Raw genomic sequence first — 16,522 nt, 5'->3', positions numbered from 1 at the left:
TGTTGCACACGCGCTTTCCTTCCCCGAGATCCAACTCAGCCGAAGGTATTCTTCATTCATCAAGCGGTGCATGCACCCGTGCGGGGGAATCGTTTAACCGAGACGCTAGCGCACAATGAACTCGGCATGTAGAGCGCCAGCGGCTTTGATGCTTTTCAGAATGTCAATCATATCCCGCGGTGACACGCCAAGCGCATTTAGCCCTGCAATCACTTCGGAAAGCGAGGTTCCGCCTTCGACTTCCGCGAGACCAATTCCGGGCTCTTCTTCCAAGGCAGCATTCGTTCTGGGCACCAAGATGGGTTGTCCGTTGGAAAAAGGATTAGGTTGTACCACGATAGGTTGCTCTTGGATTCGAAGCGTCAGGTTCCCTTGCGACACCGCCACGCGGCTGATCCTGACATCTGCGCCCATCACGATGGTCCCTGAACGCTGATCCACCACAACTTTCGCTTTCCGCTCGGGCTGAACACCGATGTTTTCGATTGTTCCCAAAGCATGCGCAGGAGATATCGCACGGGTTGCCCCGATATCGACCACCACCGTGCCGCTATCCAGCATCCGTGAAACAACACGGCCATATTTGCCATTGATGGCCCGCTCGATACGCCCGGCCGTGGTGAAATCAGGCGTTCTTAGCGCAAGCCGAATGGACTTGAGAGCCGAGAAATCAAAGTCCAACTCCAACTCAACACGCGCGCCATTTGGGATAACACCGCTGGTTGGAACGCCTTGAGTTACATTCGCACCATCGCCATCAGCCGTTGCGCCCCCAGCGATAACAGTCCCCTGACCGACAGCATAAATCTCACCATCCGCCGCGTTCAATGGGGTCATAATCAAAGTCCCACCAAGAAGACTTTTCGCGTCTCCGATCGCAGAGACCGTGACATCAATACTCGACCCTGCACGCGCAAATGGCGGCAAGGTCGCAGTCACAAAAACAGCAGCAACATTCTTTGGGCGAAATTGCTCTCCGGTGATGTTCACGCCAAGGCGTTCGAGGATGTTTGACATGATGTCTTCGGTAAAGGGTGCATTTCGGATGCCATCCCCTGTTCCGTTCAACCCAACGACCAGGCCATAGCCGACAAGATCGTTCCCGCGCACGCCATCAAATTCGACCAAATCCTTGATCCTGATGGTGTTTGCTTGGCTCGTAGTGGCCAAGAATACAAAAGAAATGAAGGCCAGAATCAGAGTTTTCATCGCATGTAATCCGTGAAGTTCAACTGTGACAGTCGCGCCGTCACGGTGTAGAGGCTTTCCATTTGCCCGTAGAGCGCCTGAAGTGCGGTTGCGGTTTCATAGGGGTCGACGGCCAGAAGCTCATTTCGAGACAGCTCCAACGTCGATTTCTCTGCCGAGTTTTGCGCAGCCGCATTTTCGATCCGTGCCTCAACTGCCCCGACCGCTGCGCGTGCCATCGTAAGCCCATCGACCGCCTCAAGCAGGTTTTGCGCAGACATCTCCATCAAGCCAGCTTGCTCAGAAACATCGCTTGATAGAGCGCCCTCTGCGATCACAAGTGTTTTCGCGAGCGCCTTTAGAGTATCCCGAATCGCAGTGTCATCGGCACGCACAGGCGCCTCAACGGTTTCACCATTGCCCAATCGGATGGGCCCTTGATCAACAGCCGCACCCAGATAGGCAATTGTGTCAAACCCTCCACCAGGCAGATCAAACCAATCGTTGATGGCGTTGGATACCCCACCTGCTGTTGTTTCCGCCGAAACTGCCGTCATCAAATCGGCAATGATTGTCTCAGCATCAGCCAGCGCCAGCCCATCTGTGGCAGCGCCTGCAAAGACCGATCGGCCAGCGACTTGGGCATTCATTGAAGAAATAACAGAAGCAAACTTCTGTCGTGCATCAACCGCGGTGGTTCCGATCAACGTCGCGTTCCTCGAACTCACGGCGCTCAGAACACCAGAAGAGAGGTCTTGCACCTGCGTCTGTACATTTTCGAGGGCCGTCTGCGACACAGTCATTCGGGTCGTTGCTGCGTTCACCGCCTGATCTCTGGCATCCATCAGTTTCAGACTGTGCTCTATGCCTGCGATGGGGCCGAAATCACCCGTGACTGCGGTGGAAACGTCTGACTTAACACCCGACGTCAGCTCAAGTCCCAACCGGGTCAGGTCCTGCTTTATCCGTGCGCTATAGGTGCGTGACTGGAACGTGCTGGCAAGATCTCCAAAGGTCGAAAAAGACATCTGATTAAACCCCGATCATAGCTGAAGGATCGCTTGCAACATCTCGTCCGCAGCCGAGATGACCTGCGCGTTCGCTGCATAGGCTTGTTCGATCAGCATCAGTTTTTGCATTTCTGCATCCGTGTCGACACCTTGCGAAAGCTCCATCTGTTTCAGGCTCGACTGTTGTGCAGAAGCGAAGCTGAGTTCGGATTGGGCGGCTTTGCGATCAGAACCGACCAGCGTCAACAAATCAGCCGTCAAGCCGCCTGCACTTCTGGCTGCACCCAGAAAATCGCCTGACGCCGGAACACGCTTGTTACTGAGAGCATCTGCCAGGCTATTGATCAGGCTGGAATCGCCGACATTTCCAGGAACGGCGGCTCCAAGCCCGTCCCGAATACGCCACAAAGCCCCCCCCTGATCAGGATCGACAAGTGTGTTAACCTCGAGGCGTGATGACAGGCCAAGCTCGTCGGCCGCATCAAATACGGCACCTGCATCCGTAAACAGACCTGCGGCACCTGGTGCAGTTGTCGGGTCAACCGAGCTGTCTTGGAACCGCTCTACAAAATCGCGCGCCACGGCATCCAATCGTGTTTGTGATTGGATCGCAACTTCATCGCGGATTTCAAACTGAGCCGCGAGGGAACCACCTGCAATTGGGCTACGGGCGCCACTGGTTTCAATTGACCGGCCATTGATCTGCAGGCCTGACAGGGCACCGCTTGCGATGGTCATTTCCGGAACGATCAGGTTCACGGTGGAAAAGCTGAGTTCTGCCGCCTTGCCATCAAGAAGAATGGCACCGCCAGTCGAGATCAGGGCCACCTGATTTCCGTCCCTAGAGATTTGCTTCATCGGCACGATCGAGGCAATCTCGTCGATTTTTTGCTGGCGCAGATCCATCATTCCCGAAGGGTCTACGCCCCGCATGGTGGCTTCGCGAATCTTGGTGTTCAGGACCTGTACATCTTTGAGCCCCTGATTGAGCGTCTCGACCTGAACCGCGATTTCGCGGTCTGCTTCCAATCGTGCGGTTTGCACCATGTCTGAGGTGCTGTTCAGATGAGACGCTATGCCTTTGGCTGCGGCAAGCGTCGAAGACAGCGCGGCTTCGCTATCAGGATACGCCGCTGCTTCGATCAGGCTGGCTTCGAACTGGGCGACGCGTGCGCTGAGTGACCCGGGCTTATCTGGTGTGCCCAGCGCACTTTCCAAATCCGTCAAGAAGGAAGACAGGCTATCTCCATAGGCAACCGACGCGTCTGCAAGGCGCCGGTCACCAATCAAGGCTTCGTCAACATGGCGCATTACGCCTTCGACGCGCACGCCGGATCCCGATCCATCCAAAGACCGGGTCGACAGAGCGAGTGAACGCGCGCCATAGCCTTCGGTCATTGCGTTCGCGACATTTGACGACACAACTTCGGCCGCGCGGGCGTTGGCACCCAGCCCGGACAAAGCGTTCGACATTGCGCCTGCGATGCTCATGGATCAATACCGCCTTTCGTCAGGTGGTTCAGCGTTTAATATTTGTGGTTTCCTGCAGCATTTCATCCACGGTCTGAATGACCTTGGCATTAGAGCTGTAGGCACGCTGTGTTTGGATCAGGTTGGTAAGCTCGCCCGCCACATCAGTGGTCGACCCTTCGCGCGCGAAACCAACAACTTCACCGGTTGGTCCGTCACCTGCATCCCACATGAAGAAGGAGCCGCTTTGGGGCGAGACCTGATAGGCTTGGTTCGACAATGAAATCAAGCCATTTGGATTCGGAACATCAACCAGCGGCACTTGATAGACTGTGCGGATGAATCCGGTGTCATAGGTGGCTTTGATATAGCCGTGTTCGTCAATCTCGACCGCCGTCAGATTGCCCACGGGCGAGCCATCTTTGGTGATTGAAACGGGCGCAAAGCTGTCTGAAAGCTGCGTCAGGCCATTGGGATCCCCAATGCTGCCGATGGTCAATGTCATAGGGCCGCCGGCGACGGTCAGGTCCAAAGTTCCGGCCGCGGCATCATATGCACCACCCGAAACCACGGCAACAGAGGCAAGCGTACCACCATCTGCCCGGCTGTCGTCAAAGGTCAGAGTATATTCACCAACGGTCGCACCGCCTGAAGCGCTGTCGGTGATCAGCATCGTCCATTCATTGGAGGCACCAGACCCAGGGACTGTTGGAGTGAACGAAAAATCCAAAGTTTCGGATGTACCAAGGTTCCCGAAATACTCGACTGACAGTGGCAGCGAAGTGCCATCCGCACCGGCTTCTGTTTCAACAGCAGGAAGGTTTACACCCAGTTTCATCTGCGTTGTCGGATCACCGGCAGTCTGGTTCGAGTTGATCACGACGGGTTCCAGTCCAACGCCGGTATCACGGGGGTTCACCCCGATATTGCCATCAGCATCCGCAGGCCAGCCCAGCAAAACCAGGCCGGTTTCGGTTTTCAGAACTCCGTCAGAATCGGTTCGGAAAGATCCCGTTGTTGTCATCATCATCGGACGCGCGCCAGCCGGATCATCGGCATAAACTTCTTGCGTGACGGGCAGCATGCCGCGCCCACCAACCGCAATATCCATCGGGTTTGATGTGGAAATCAGGGGCCCGTGTTCATCGATAAGACGCTGCGTTGTCGTCCTTACCCCACCGGCAGAGTAACTGCCGGCACCAGCCAGTCCGCCGATCACCATACTTTGGAAATCGGCCGTGGCCCGTTTATATCCGAATGTCGAGGAATTCGCGATATTGTCCGAAATCGTTGCCAATTTCGTGGCATGCGCGTTCAAACCGGCCACGCCGGCACTAAGCGAAGAGGAAATCGTCATGGTGCGCCTTTCTGCTGCATCAACCTCTGGTCGACACAGCATTACAGGCGCAGCATTAACGTAGGCCTAACAGAGACAATCTGAACGATATTTGTTCTCAGCTACTGGTTTCTCAGCAGAATCAACTCGATCCGGTTGTTTCGTGGCGACATGACATTCTGGTCATGAGGCTCGCGATCAGCATGACCTGTCACACGATGTATGCGTTCAGGATCAAGAAGAGCCGCTTCAAGCATGCGACGCACGCGCGTGGCACGCGCACCTGATACGTTCCAGGCCGTGTTCTCGGCAATCACAAGCGGCTGCGTGGCCACATGCCCTTCGACAGCGACATCATTGGCGACCAGCGAAAACACACGAGCCACCATGGCGATGATCTGCGTGGTCACGTTGGTCGGAATATCACTGTCGGGCTCAAATAACGGATCACCCTCGAGGTCAAAGATATCAATGATCAACCCCTCGTCAGTCACGCGCGTCATGATGTGGCGCTGAGTTTCCGGGCTGACCATGCTTTCACCAGACCGCCCCAACAACATCTCTTCCACAGCTTCCAGAGCTTCTGTTTCCGCTTCTTTCTCGCCATCGCTGCCGGAGCCACCCGAGCTGGCGCTGTTCACGTTTGGCACCGCGGGCAGGCCACCGGTTCCAGACTGTGACAAGGTTTCTTCCGAGAAGACACTGTCGCCACCAAATGATCCATCGCCGCCACCGGAGACCCGGTTTACAGGGATCGTCGGGCTAAAGTAGTCCGCAATCCCTTTGCGTTGTTTTTCGGTTGTCGCATTCAACAGCCACATCAAAAGGAAGAAAGCCATCATGGCGGTCACGAAGTCGGCATAGGCCACTTTCCATGCGCCACCGTGGTGACCATCGCCACCACCTTTCTTAATCTTTTTGATGATTATTGGTGCTTGTCCATCCGCACTCATCCCACCACCTCATATTTTTCACCCAGGGACAGTGATAACAAAGCGGGGTTTACACCGGCTTAACCTTTCAAATTGTTGGCATTTCATTACTTCGCATGTGAAGTGTCCCTTTTTCTTGACTTCGTTTCACATGCAACGATACGATTGTGCGGCAACAGGATCGGCCCCTGCCGACATTGAAACGGATGGATTCATGAACAAGCACAGCCCGTCGCGTGACATGACACGCGCGGTGTCAGCTGTTGGCACCGAGACCCATTACATGCCCGGTTGGGCGAATGACTTTGAAACCGAGGCTCTGCCCGGTGCGCTGCCGCAAGGCATGAACAGCCCGCAGAAATGCGAATACGGGCTTTATGGCGAGCAGCTGTCCGGCACCGCCTTCACCGCCAACCCGCCCGAGCGGACCTGGACCTATCGCATTCGCCCCTCTGTGAAGCATTCGGCGCGTTACACCAAGATTGATGTTCCTTACTGGAAATCGGCACCATGCGTGGACCCGGACGTGATTTCTCTGGGGCAGTACCGCTGGGACCCCGTGCCGACGACCGAGGGTCTGAACTGGATCACTGGCATGCGGACCATGACCACGGCGGGGGATGTGAACACGCAGGTCGGCATGGCCAGCCACATCTATCTGGTCACTGAATCCATGGTGGATGACTATTTCTTCTCGGCCGACAGCGAGTTGTTGGTCGTGCCGCAGGAAGGCAAGCTGCGCTTCTATACGGAACTGGGCATCATTGACCTTGCGCCGCAGGAAATCGGCATCATCCCGCGTGGGCTGGTGTACCGCGTCGAGCTGCTGGAAGGCCCTGCTCGTGGTTTCGTCTGCGAGAACTACGGCCAGAAATTCGAGCTGCCGGGCCGTGGTCCGATTGGCGCGAACTGCATGGCGAACCCGCGTGACTTCAAGGCCCCTGTTGCGGCATTTGAAGACCGTGAAGTGCCGTCGACCATCACCATCAAATGGTGCGGACAGTTCCACAAGACCGAGATCGGCCAGTCACCGCTGGATGTGGTCGCGTGGCACGGCAACTACGCGCCTTATAAATACGACCTGACCACATACTGCCCGGTTGGTGCGATCCTGTTTGATCACCCGGACCCCTCGATCTTCACTGTGCTGACAGCGCCCTCTGGCCAGCCCGGCACCGCGAATATCGACTTCGTTCTATTCCGCGAGCGCTGGATGGTGGCCGAGAACACCTTCCGTCCGCCGTGGTATCATAAGAACATCATGTCCGAGCTGATGGGCAATATTTACGGCCAGTATGACGCCAAGCCTCAGGGCTTTGTCCCCGGCGGCGTGAGCCTGCACAACATGATGCTGCCGCATGGGCCGGACCGTGATGCGTTCGAGGGTGCCTCAAATTCGAACCTTGGGCCCGAGAAGCTGGATAACACCATGTCTTTCATGTTCGAGACCCGCTTCCCGCAGCATCTGACAGCCTTCGCCGCGAACGAGGCCCCGTTGCAGGATGAGTATATCGACTGCTGGGACAGCCTTGAGAAGAAATTCGACGGGACGCCGGGTAAGAAATGATGAAACTCTATGGATATTGGCGGTCCACGGCGGCCTACCGCGTGCGGATTGCGTTGAACCTGAAAGGGCTTAGCGCGGATCACGTGTCCGTCCATCTTGTGAAAGATGGCGGGCAGCAACACGCGGAAGACTACGTGGCCAAGAACCCAACCCATCTGGTGCCGTCGCTAGAACTAGAGGATGGCACCGTCCTGACCCAGTCGCTGGCGATCATTGATTATCTTGAGGCCGTTCAACCAGAGCCTGCTCTGCTGCCTGCCGATCCGATTGCCCGCGCCAAGGTTCTGGCCGCAGCCCATGTGATCGCAATGGATATCCATCCGGTGAACAACCTGCGCGTGGCGGGGCATCTGGGCGACACGTTCGGTGCGGATGCCGAGGCCAAACGCCAATGGATGATCCACTGGATGGACACCGGTTTTGCCGCCCTTGAACAGATGGTCGACAAGGACACGAGATTTGCCTTTGGCGACACTCCGTCACTGGCGGATATCTGCCTTGTGGCCCAGTATTACAATGCACGGCGCTGGGGGGTGGATCTGACCGCCTATCCGCGTCTGACCAAAATCGAAGAAACCTGTCTGGCCCTGCCTGCCTTTGCTGATGCAAGGCCTGAGGCACAGGCCGACGCCGAGTGAGGATCACATGAGCCAATTGAAAAAGTCATGGGTGGACAGCGCGAATTCTGCCGAGACCCCCTTTCCCCTGAACAACCTGCCCTATGGCGTGTTCTCGACCGCTGATAGCGAGCCGCGCTGTGGTGTGGCCATCGGGGATATGGTCCTTGATATGCAGGCCGCCGAAGAGGCCGGGTTGATCGAGATCGGGGACGAGCCTGTCTTCGACGTTCCCTTCTGGAACGAGCTGATGGAACTGGGATCGGACGCATGGGCCGCCCTGCGCGCCCGTCTGGAGCAACTGCTGGGCGAAGGTTCGACCGAACAGGACGCGGTTGCGCCCCTGCTGGTCGCCCAAGCCGATGCCGAGCTTCACATGCCGTTCCTTGTGTCCGAATACACCGACTTCTATGCCGGACGTCAGCACGCCGCGAACATGGGCGCGATCCTGCGTGGCTCGCCCGATCTGCCCGCCAACTGGCTGCACATCCCGATCGGCTATAACGGCCGCGCATCGTCGGTTGTGATCTCAGGCACGCCGATCCATCGCCCGAACGGTCAACGCAGAGCACCCGACGCCGAGATGCCCAGCTTTGGCCCCTCAATGCGTCTGGATATCGAGCTTGAGATGGGGGCCATCGTTGGCAAACCGTCCGAGTTCGGCCAGCCGATCACCGTGGATGAAGCCGACGATATGATCTTTGGCTATGTGCTCTTGAACGACTGGTCCGCGCGTGACATTCAGGGCTGGGAATACCAACCGCTCGGGCCCTTCCAGGGCAAAGCCTTTGGCACCTCGATCAGCCCGTGGATCGTGACCGCCGCGGCTCTGGAAGAGTTCCGCGCACCCACGCCGAAACGCGAAAAGGAATTGCTGCCGTACCTCGATGGTTCCAAGGACGGCCTCTATGACATCGAGCTTCAGGTGCTGATGCAGCCCGAAGGGGCTGACACAGCATCGGTGGTTGGCGAAACCAACTACACCCGCATGTATTACTCGGCCGCTGAACAGCTGTGCCACCACGCCATCGGCGGCTGTGCGATGAACGTGGGCGATCTTCTGGGGTCCGGTACGATCTCGGGTCCGACAAAGACCGAATACGGCTCGCTGATGGAAATGAGCTGGGCGGGCCGCGAGCCCTTCACGCTGGACACCGGCGAGACCCGCACCTTCATCGAGGATGGCGACACCCTGACCCTGCGTGGAGCCGCCAAGGGTGACGGCTTCCAGATCGGTTTTGGCGATTGTGTCGGGCAAATTCTGCCCGCCGTCAGCTGGCCCAAGCAATAGACATTCAGGGCGCGCCCGTCGCGCCCTTTTCACACAAAGAACGCGCAACAAGGACACACCCAATGGCAAAAGCATTCGCATCGCAAGGCGACATGACCGAAAAGAAAATCACCTTCGACCAGATTGGTGACGGGCTTTATGCCTTCACCGCCGAGGGCGACCCGAACTCGGGCGTGATCATCGGCGACGAGAGCGTCATGATCGTTGAGGCTCAGGCCACCCCGCGTCTGGCGAATAAAGTGATCGAATGCGTGCGTTCGGTGACCGACAAGCCGATCAGCCATGTGGTTCTGACCCACTATCACGCGGTGCGCGTGCTGGGGGCTTCGGCCTACGGCGCCGATCAGATCATCATGGGCGATCAGGCCCGTGCGATGGTCGTCGAGCGCGGTCAGGAAGACTGGGACAGCGAATTCCAACGCTTCCCGCGTCTGTTTGAAGGTCACGAGTCGATCCCCGGCCTGACCTATCCGACCACCACCTTCTCGGATGACATGACCGTCTATCTGGGCAACCGCCGCATCGACCTGATGCATCTGGGTCGCGCCCACACCTCGGGCGATATCGTGATCCACGTGCCGGATCAGAACGTCATGTTCACTGGTGACATCGTGGAAGATCACTCGGCTTGCTATTGCGGCGACGGACACTTCGCAGATTGGGGCGACACGTTGGACAACATCGCGTCCTTCGACGTGGATGCGATCGCGCCGGGCCGTGGCGGAGCGCTGATCGGCAAAGACGCCGTTGAACGCGCCATCGAAAGCACCCGTGATTTCGTCTACAGCACCTACGCCCCGGCTGCGAAAGTCGCCGCACGTGGCGGATCTCTGAAAGAAGCATGGGATGCTGTCCGCGCAGAGTGTGACCCGAAATTCGCAGATTACGCCATCTACGAGCACTGCCTGCCCTTCAACGTCGCCCGCGCCTATGACGAGGCCCGCGGCATCGACACCCCCCGCATCTGGACCGCTCAGCGCGATCTGGAGATGTGGGAGGCCCTGCAGGGGTGATTATGATCGAGGTTCTCACATTCTTTTTTGCGGCGGGAGTTATTGTGTCCTTTCTCGTGATGCTCATTGCGTCAAGTTTGGTGGCCGACAAAGCGCTGGATGAAACGCCAATGGAGATTGAGGAGTTCATCAATCCCTACGGCGCCAAAAGGATCGAGAACCTCAACAGACGTCATGCTGCGTTCAACAAGGCTGAACGCAGCACAAAGGCCGGTCGTGTGGCTGACAAAGCCGCACGTTACTTGACCTTCTTCGGCGTGATGCTTGCAATCTGTGCCGGTATCATTGCCATCTTCGAAACGTAGCGGAGGAGCCACGAATGTTCGACGATAGATACACGCTTGCCTACAAGCGTTACCCCTATAAGAAATCTGCCGATCAGGATGCGGCCACGCCCGTGCGCCATCCGGTCGTTGTGATGGGCGGAGGACCCATCGGGGTGGCCACAGCGCTGGACCTTGGCCGCCAAGGCATCCCGACGCTTGTTTTGGACGACCACGAAGGCGTCGGCATGGGGTCGCGCGCGATTTGTTTCGCAAAGCGCTGCCTTGAGGTTGCTGGCCGTTATGGCTGCGGCAAGCCGATGGTGGACAAAGGTGTTGTCTGGAATCTGGGCAAGGTCTTCCACAAGGACGATCAGGTGTTCGAGTTCAACCTTCTGCCCGAAGAAGGTCACGAATACCCCGCCTTCATCAACATGCAGCAGCCTTACTATGAAAGCTTCCAGCTGGACCGTTTTGACGAGTTGCAGAAAGAAGGCGCGCCGATCGAAATTCGCGGCAAGAACCGCATCGACAGCGTCGAGGTGCATGACGACTATGTCTCGCTCGAGATCATGACCCCCGATGGCCCCTATACGCTTGAGGCCGAATGGTTGATCGGATGTGACGGCGCTTCGTCGCCACTGCGCACGATGTTGGATCTGGATTTCACCGGGAAGGTGTTTCAGGACAGCTTCCTGATCGCTGACATCAAGATGAAGAACGACGATTTCCCGACCGAGCGCTGGTTCTGGTTTGAGCCGACCCACGGTTCGGGCGCATCGACGCTTCTGCACAAACAGCCCGATGATGTCTGGCGTGTGGACTTCCAGATCGGTTGGGACGTCGACCGCAAGGAAGAGATGAAAGAGGAAAATATTCGCCGCCGTCTGGACGCTTTCCTGGGTGAGGGCGTGGAATACGACATGGTCTGGTCCTCGATCTATACGTTCCAATGCAAGCGCATGGACAGCTTCCGTCATGGCCGCATTTTCTTCGCAGGAGACGCGGCGCATCAGGTATCGCCTTTCGGTGCACGTGGCGCCAACTCGGGCATGCAGGATGTGGACAATCTGGGTTGGAAATTGGGCATGGTGATGCGCGGCGAAGCGCCTAACAGCCTCTTGGACACCTATAACGACGAGCGCATCCACGGGGCGGATGAAAACATCCTGAACTCGACCCGCTCCACCGATTTCATCACCCCGAAATCCGAAATGAGCCGCCTTCTGCGCGATGCTGTCCTTGACCTGTCGGAACATCATGAGTTTGCCCGCCCGCTGGTAAATTCAGGCCGCCTGTCGGTGCCCTGCACCTATGACGGCTCACCGCTGAACTCAGCCGATGCGCTGGACGGTCCTGCCCGGTCGCGCCCCGGTTCGGTCTGCCCGGACGCACCTTTGGGCGACGACTTCCTGCTATCAAAACTCGGGGATGAATTTATCCTGCTGACCATCGATGCTGATGCACCGGACGAGATCGTTGAAGAGGGCATCACAGTCAAGCGGCTGGCGCTTTCGGTCAAGGATGACACCACCGGCGCGCTGCGTGAACGGTATCTGGGGAAAGCGGATAGCGCTGTCTACTTGATCCGCCCGGATCAGCATGTGGCAGCCCGCCGCCCCAGCTTCGACGACAACCAGATCCGCGCTGCTATCCGCCGCGCCATCGGCAAGGAGTAAGAGATATGACCGACCTGATCCTGACCCCGAATATCGAAGGTGCGGATGATTTCTACGCCGAACTTCTGGCCGCTCATGAAGGGCAAAGCAAAGAGGACAGCGATGCGTTGAATGCACGTCTGATCCTTGTGTTGGCCAATCACATCGGAGACCGCGAGGTCCTGAGTGATGCGATAGAGGCAGCCAAGAAAACCAAATAATCTTGGTAAAGTCCTTGGACAGGCCCGGTCATCAGACCGGGCCTGTTTCGTTTCAAGCTGCTTTCGTTTGGGTACGTGCGCCAAACAGCGATCCCAAAACCATCACGGCTGATATCTGCCCCAGAGTGACGGCAGGCCAGATCAGGTGAAACTGATCGTTCAGATATTTCTGGGGACCAAATGACAACATCGCGATCAGCACGGCCAAAATCGCAAATACCTGCCCGATCGCCGACGACGGACGCAACATGATCCCTGCAGTTGCCGTCGCGAACCCTGCGGCCAGAATAGGCGCGATCGCCCCAAGCGGGATCTTGACCGGGGGATGCGGCTGGACCCCTGCAAAAAGTGAGGCAAGCATCACAGCTTGCAGAATGATCAGCATCGCCAAGCCAGCAGCGGCCAGTTTGTCATGTTGTGACGGCATGGTGTTCTCCTCTTCTCTCAAATCCGTAATTTAGTGTACGTCTGTACATATCCGTAATTATATGTACGGATGCTGTCAACATTGTTAATTGCAACACTGTTATAGGAGCCAAGATGAAAGACGCCTCAAAAGAAGAACGGAAGCGACAGATCGCCCAAGCGGCCTATACTGTATTGGAAAAGAAAGGTTTTTCGGGGGCTTCCATGCTTGCAATTGCGAAAGCTGCGAAGGCCTCGAACGAGACTCTTTATCGTTGGTACGGTGACAAGATCGGGCTTTTCTCGGAGCTTGTTGCTTCGAATGCCGAAGAGGTTCGCACGCAGTTGGAGCGCGAACTGGAAGCAAAAGAATCACCCTTGGAAATCCTTGGGAACGTCGGACCAATGCTCTTGTCAGTCCTTGTTGGCGAACGCGCCATCGCCCTAAATCGGGCCGCGGCGGCAGACGGAACAGGGCAGTTGGGCAAGGCGATTGCAAAGGCAGGTCGCGACACCATCGCGCCGCTGATCGTTCAGACGCTTTTGCGCGCGCGGGACTTGGGAGAGCTGGCGTTTGAAGACGAACACCACGCTGCGGGTTTGTACTTGGACCTTTTGGTGGGCGATATGCAGATTCGCCGCGCAATTGGGCAGCTCCCATGCCCTTCGCACGACGAGATTCACAAGCGGGCGAACACAGCATTAGAGCAACTTTGCGCCCTACTGTCGCCGCCCGCACGTGCTTTGGTATTGACCCCCTCTTGATAATTTGATCAAATTATGATTCCACGGGTTGCGCTATCAGCGCCTTGGTGCCACATTGCCAACAAACCCGTCCAAGGAGTCAGGAATATGATCGAGAAACGCGACTTTTACATCAACGGCCAGTGGGTCGCCCCTGCTGTCGCCAATGACTGCGACGTGATCGACCCGTCGACCGAAGAAATCTGCGCTGTCATCTCGCTTGGCGGGCAGGCTGATACGGATGCAGCGGTTGCTGCCGCAAAAGAGGCGTTCAAGACCTGGGGCTTCACGTCGAAAGCCGAACGGCTGGAGCTGATCGAGAGCATCTTTGATGCCTACAACAAACGCGCTGAGGATCTGGCACAAGCCATGAGCCTTGAAATGGGCGCGCCGATTGATCTGTCGCGCAGCTCGCAAGTGGGTGCGGGCAGCTGGCATATCAAAAACTTCATCCGCGCCTTCAAGGGTTTCGAGTTCGACAAGACACTCGGAGACCACGCGCCCAATGACCGCCTGCTTTATGAACCCATTGGTGTGACCGCACTGATCACGCCCTGGAACTGGCCGATGAACCAAGTGACGCTGAAAGTTGTGGCCGCCGCCGCCGCGGGCTGCACGATGGTCCTGAAGCCATCCGAGGTCGCGCCGCTGTCTTCGATCGTCTGGACCGAGATCATGCATGAGGCAGGCACCCCTGCCGGCGTTTACAACATGGTGAACGGGGATGGCGTGGGCGTGGGCAGCCAGCTTACCTCGCATCCCGATGTTGACATGGTCAGCTTCACTGGTTCGACCCGCGCGGGCATCGCCATCTCGAAAGCCGCCGCCGACACGATCAAGCGCGTGGCGCTGGAACTGGGTGGCAAGGGGGCCAATATCCTCTTTGAAGACGCCGACGAGAAAGCCGTGAAGCGTGGCGTTCTGCACATGATGCAGAACACCGGCCAGAGCTGTAATGCACCGTCGCGCATGCTGGTACAAAGCTCGATCTATGACCGTGTGGTAGAAGAAGCCGCCGAAGTGGCCGGCAAGGTGCAGGTCGGTCCTGCCTCTGAAGAGGGTCGCCATATCGGCCCCGTCGTGAACGAGCTGCAGTGGACCAAGATCCAAGACCTGATCCAGACCGGCATTGACGAAGGCGCTCGCCTTGTGGCGGGCGGCACAGGTCGCCCCGAGGGTCTGAACAAAGGTTACTATGTGAAGCCAACCGTCTTTGCCGATGTCACGCCCGATATGACCATTGCACGCGAAGAAATTTTCGGGCCGGTCCTGTCGATCATGAAGTTTGACACCGAGGAAGAGGCCGTCGAGGTCGCCAATGACACGGTTTATGGCCTGACCAACTACATCCAGACGCAGGACGGTGCGCGCGCCAACCGTGTGGCCCGTCAGATGCGCTCGGGCATGGTTGAGATGAACGGAACCTCACGCGCTGCCGGATCGCCCTTTGGCGGCTACAAACAGTCCGGCAACGGGCGTGAAGGTGGCATTCTGGGAATCGAGGACTTTCTGGAAGTCAAAGCCGTATCCGGCTGGTCGAACGACTGATCAAACCACGAACAAAGCAAAAGGCGCGCCGAAACCGGCGCGCCTTTTCATTTTAACTAAGGCTGATCAGGCGCGACGCACCACAACAGACCCCACCGAGTATCCCGCCCCGAACGAACAGATCACGCCAGTGTCGCCCGGCTTCAGATCATCCGAGTATTTCGAGAACGCGATGATCGATCCGGCGGACGATGTATTGGCATAGTCTTGCAGAATATTGGGTTGCTCGCCGTCTTCCGGCACACGCCCAAGGACTTTCTTGCCGATGAAATCATTCATTGTCTTGTTGGCCTGATGCAACCAGAGCCGTTTCAGATCGTCCGGCCCGACACCTATTTCGGCAATATGGCCAAGGATGTGTTTCGAGACGATCGGCAGAACCTCTTTGAACACTTTGCGCCCGTTCTGCATGAACTGCATGTCACGGCGGTCGGGCAAGTCTGATCCTTCCTCGCGGGTGCGACGCAGGAAACCGTTGTTGTTGCGGATGTTGTTGGAGAACTGCGTGAGGCATTTCGTCGAGAGCACATCGAAATGATTGCCTTTCGCATCGCCTTTTCGTTCCAGAAGCGTCGCCGTGGCCACGTCGCCAAAGATGAAATGGCAATCCCGGTCGCGCCATTCCAAATGCGCCGAGCAGATTTCCGGGTTCACCACCAAGGCCCGCCGGACCGAGCCCGACCGGATCATGTCCGCCGCTGCCTGAATACCAAATGTGGCCGAGGAGCAGGCGACGTTCATATCAAACCCGAACCCGCCGGCGCCCAGCGCCTGCTGGATCTCGATGGCAATCGCCGGGTAAGCACGTTCGTGGTTCGACGCGGCGCAGATGATCAGATCCACTTCGCTGGCATCCCGCCCGGCTTGCGCCAACGCCTTTTTACACGCATCCACCCCCATCTCGGTCATGATGCCCATCTCGTCATCCGCACGTTCGCGCAAAGCCGGGTGCATGACATCCGGGTTCAGCACACCCGTTTTGTCCATCACGTAACGCTGATGGATGCCCGATGCCGAGACAATGAATTCTTCCGAGGAATGGCCAATAGGGTCGGCGTTTCCTGCCGCGATGGCCTCTGCATTCGCAGCGTTTTCTTTGTCCGCATAGGCGTTGAACGCCTCTACAAGCTCTGCGTTTGAAATGATCTGGTCTGGGGTGAAAACCCCGGTTCCGGAAATGACGGGTTGGTGCATGATCGGCTCCTCGCAAGTTCTAACAAAAAAGCAGGAAGCGGCTCAGGCGGCAAGGGGCGCTGACC

The 16,522-nt window shown here is 57.3% G+C and carries 16 protein-coding genes; 9 read left to right on the top strand and 7 right to left on the bottom strand.

Translation table 11 applies throughout. The features are described from left to right. Positions 1–105 precede the first annotated feature (105 nt). The 5 genes from ACRY08_RS04770 to ACRY08_RS04750 form a co-directional block, all read right to left on the bottom strand. A complete protein-coding gene (locus tag ACRY08_RS04770; protein WP_432448703.1) occupies positions 106–1,209 on the bottom strand; it encodes a flagellar basal body P-ring protein FlgI in 1,104 nt (367 codons plus the stop codon). Next, the gene (locus ACRY08_RS04765; protein ID WP_432448702.1) at positions 1,206–2,216 is read right to left on the bottom strand and encodes a flagellin; all 1,011 of its coding nucleotides are present in this window, start codon (positions 2,214–2,216) and stop codon (positions 1,206–1,208) included. The genes ACRY08_RS04770 and ACRY08_RS04765 overlap by 4 nt, the downstream gene beginning before the upstream one ends. Before the next feature lie 15 nt (positions 2,217–2,231). Further along, positions 2,232–3,689: a flagellar hook-associated protein FlgK gene (gene flgK, locus ACRY08_RS04760; RefSeq protein WP_432448701.1), complete on the bottom strand. Its 1,458-nt coding sequence runs from the start codon at positions 3,687–3,689 to the stop codon at positions 2,232–2,234. Between the two features lie 28 nt (positions 3,690–3,717). Further along, on the bottom strand, positions 3,718–5,025 hold the full coding sequence (locus ACRY08_RS04755; RefSeq protein WP_432448700.1) for a flagellar hook protein FlgE: 1,308 nt from the start codon (positions 5,023–5,025) through the stop codon (positions 3,718–3,720). 101 nt (positions 5,026–5,126) lie between these two features. Then, complete coding sequence (locus tag ACRY08_RS04750; RefSeq protein WP_432448698.1) at positions 5,127–5,957, bottom strand: OmpA/MotB family protein; 831 nt, start codon at positions 5,955–5,957, stop codon at positions 5,127–5,129. Between the two features lie 220 nt (positions 5,958–6,177). On the opposite strand from ACRY08_RS04750, the gene hmgA reads away from it, so the two are divergent. The 7 genes from hmgA (at position 6,178) to ACRY08_RS04715 (ending at position 12,566) form a co-directional block, all read left to right on the top strand. Continuing rightward, on the top strand, positions 6,178–7,503 hold the full coding sequence (gene hmgA, locus ACRY08_RS04745; protein ID WP_432448853.1) for a homogentisate 1,2-dioxygenase: 1,326 nt from the start codon (positions 6,178–6,180) through the stop codon (positions 7,501–7,503). Continuing rightward, a complete protein-coding gene (maiA, locus tag ACRY08_RS04740; protein ID WP_432448697.1) occupies positions 7,500–8,141 on the top strand; it encodes a maleylacetoacetate isomerase in 642 nt (213 codons plus the stop codon). Before hmgA ends, maiA begins: the two co-directional genes overlap by 4 nt. Before the next feature lie 7 nt (positions 8,142–8,148). After that, positions 8,149–9,411 carry a fumarylacetoacetase gene (fahA, locus tag ACRY08_RS04735; RefSeq protein WP_432448696.1) on the top strand — a complete coding sequence of 421 codons (1,263 nt, stop codon included), beginning with the start codon at positions 8,149–8,151 and terminating at the stop codon, positions 9,409–9,411. A 62-nt stretch (positions 9,412–9,473) separates the two neighbouring features. After that, entirely contained in the window at positions 9,474–10,424 is a 951-nt protein-coding gene (locus tag ACRY08_RS04730) for an MBL fold metallo-hydrolase (protein ID WP_432448695.1), read from the top strand. A gap of 2 nt (positions 10,425–10,426) precedes the next feature. Beyond that, complete coding sequence (locus ACRY08_RS04725; protein WP_432448694.1) at positions 10,427–10,729, top strand: hypothetical protein; 303 nt, start codon at positions 10,427–10,429, stop codon at positions 10,727–10,729. A 14-nt stretch (positions 10,730–10,743) separates the two neighbouring features. Then, positions 10,744–12,366, top strand: a complete 1,623-nt coding sequence (locus ACRY08_RS04720; RefSeq protein ID WP_432448693.1) for an FAD-dependent oxidoreductase — start codon at positions 10,744–10,746, stop codon at positions 12,364–12,366. A gap of 5 nt (positions 12,367–12,371) precedes the next feature. Further along, positions 12,372–12,566, top strand: coding sequence for a DUF2783 domain-containing protein (locus ACRY08_RS04715; protein ID WP_432448692.1), 195 nt, complete (start codon positions 12,372–12,374; stop codon positions 12,564–12,566). Between the two features lie 52 nt (positions 12,567–12,618). Here ACRY08_RS04715 and ACRY08_RS04710 read toward each other — a convergent pair whose 3' ends face one another. Next, positions 12,619–12,993, bottom strand: coding sequence for a hypothetical protein (locus ACRY08_RS04710; RefSeq protein ID WP_432448691.1), 375 nt, complete (start codon positions 12,991–12,993; stop codon positions 12,619–12,621). Between the two features lie 113 nt (positions 12,994–13,106). Between ACRY08_RS04710 and ACRY08_RS04705 the strand changes: the two genes are divergently transcribed. Further along, a complete protein-coding gene (locus tag ACRY08_RS04705) occupies positions 13,107–13,736 on the top strand; it encodes a TetR/AcrR family transcriptional regulator (protein ID WP_432448690.1) in 630 nt (209 codons plus the stop codon). A gap of 87 nt (positions 13,737–13,823) precedes the next feature. Next, the gene (locus ACRY08_RS04700) at positions 13,824–15,263 is read left to right on the top strand and encodes an aldehyde dehydrogenase family protein (RefSeq protein ID WP_432448689.1); all 1,440 of its coding nucleotides are present in this window, start codon (positions 13,824–13,826) and stop codon (positions 15,261–15,263) included. 66 nt (positions 15,264–15,329) lie between these two features. Here the strand turns inward: ACRY08_RS04700 and ACRY08_RS04695 are convergent, their stop codons facing one another. Next, a complete protein-coding gene (locus ACRY08_RS04695; protein ID WP_432448688.1) occupies positions 15,330–16,457 on the bottom strand; it encodes a beta-ketoacyl-ACP synthase III in 1,128 nt (375 codons plus the stop codon). Positions 16,458–16,522: the final 65 nt, after the last annotated feature.

Origin of the sequence: Aliiroseovarius marinus (genome assembly GCF_050881025.1) — a bacterium.
GTDB classification, from domain to species: domain Bacteria; phylum Pseudomonadota; class Alphaproteobacteria; order Rhodobacterales; family Rhodobacteraceae; genus Aliiroseovarius; species Aliiroseovarius marinus_A.
This window is presented reverse-complemented; position numbering and strand designations above follow the sequence as displayed.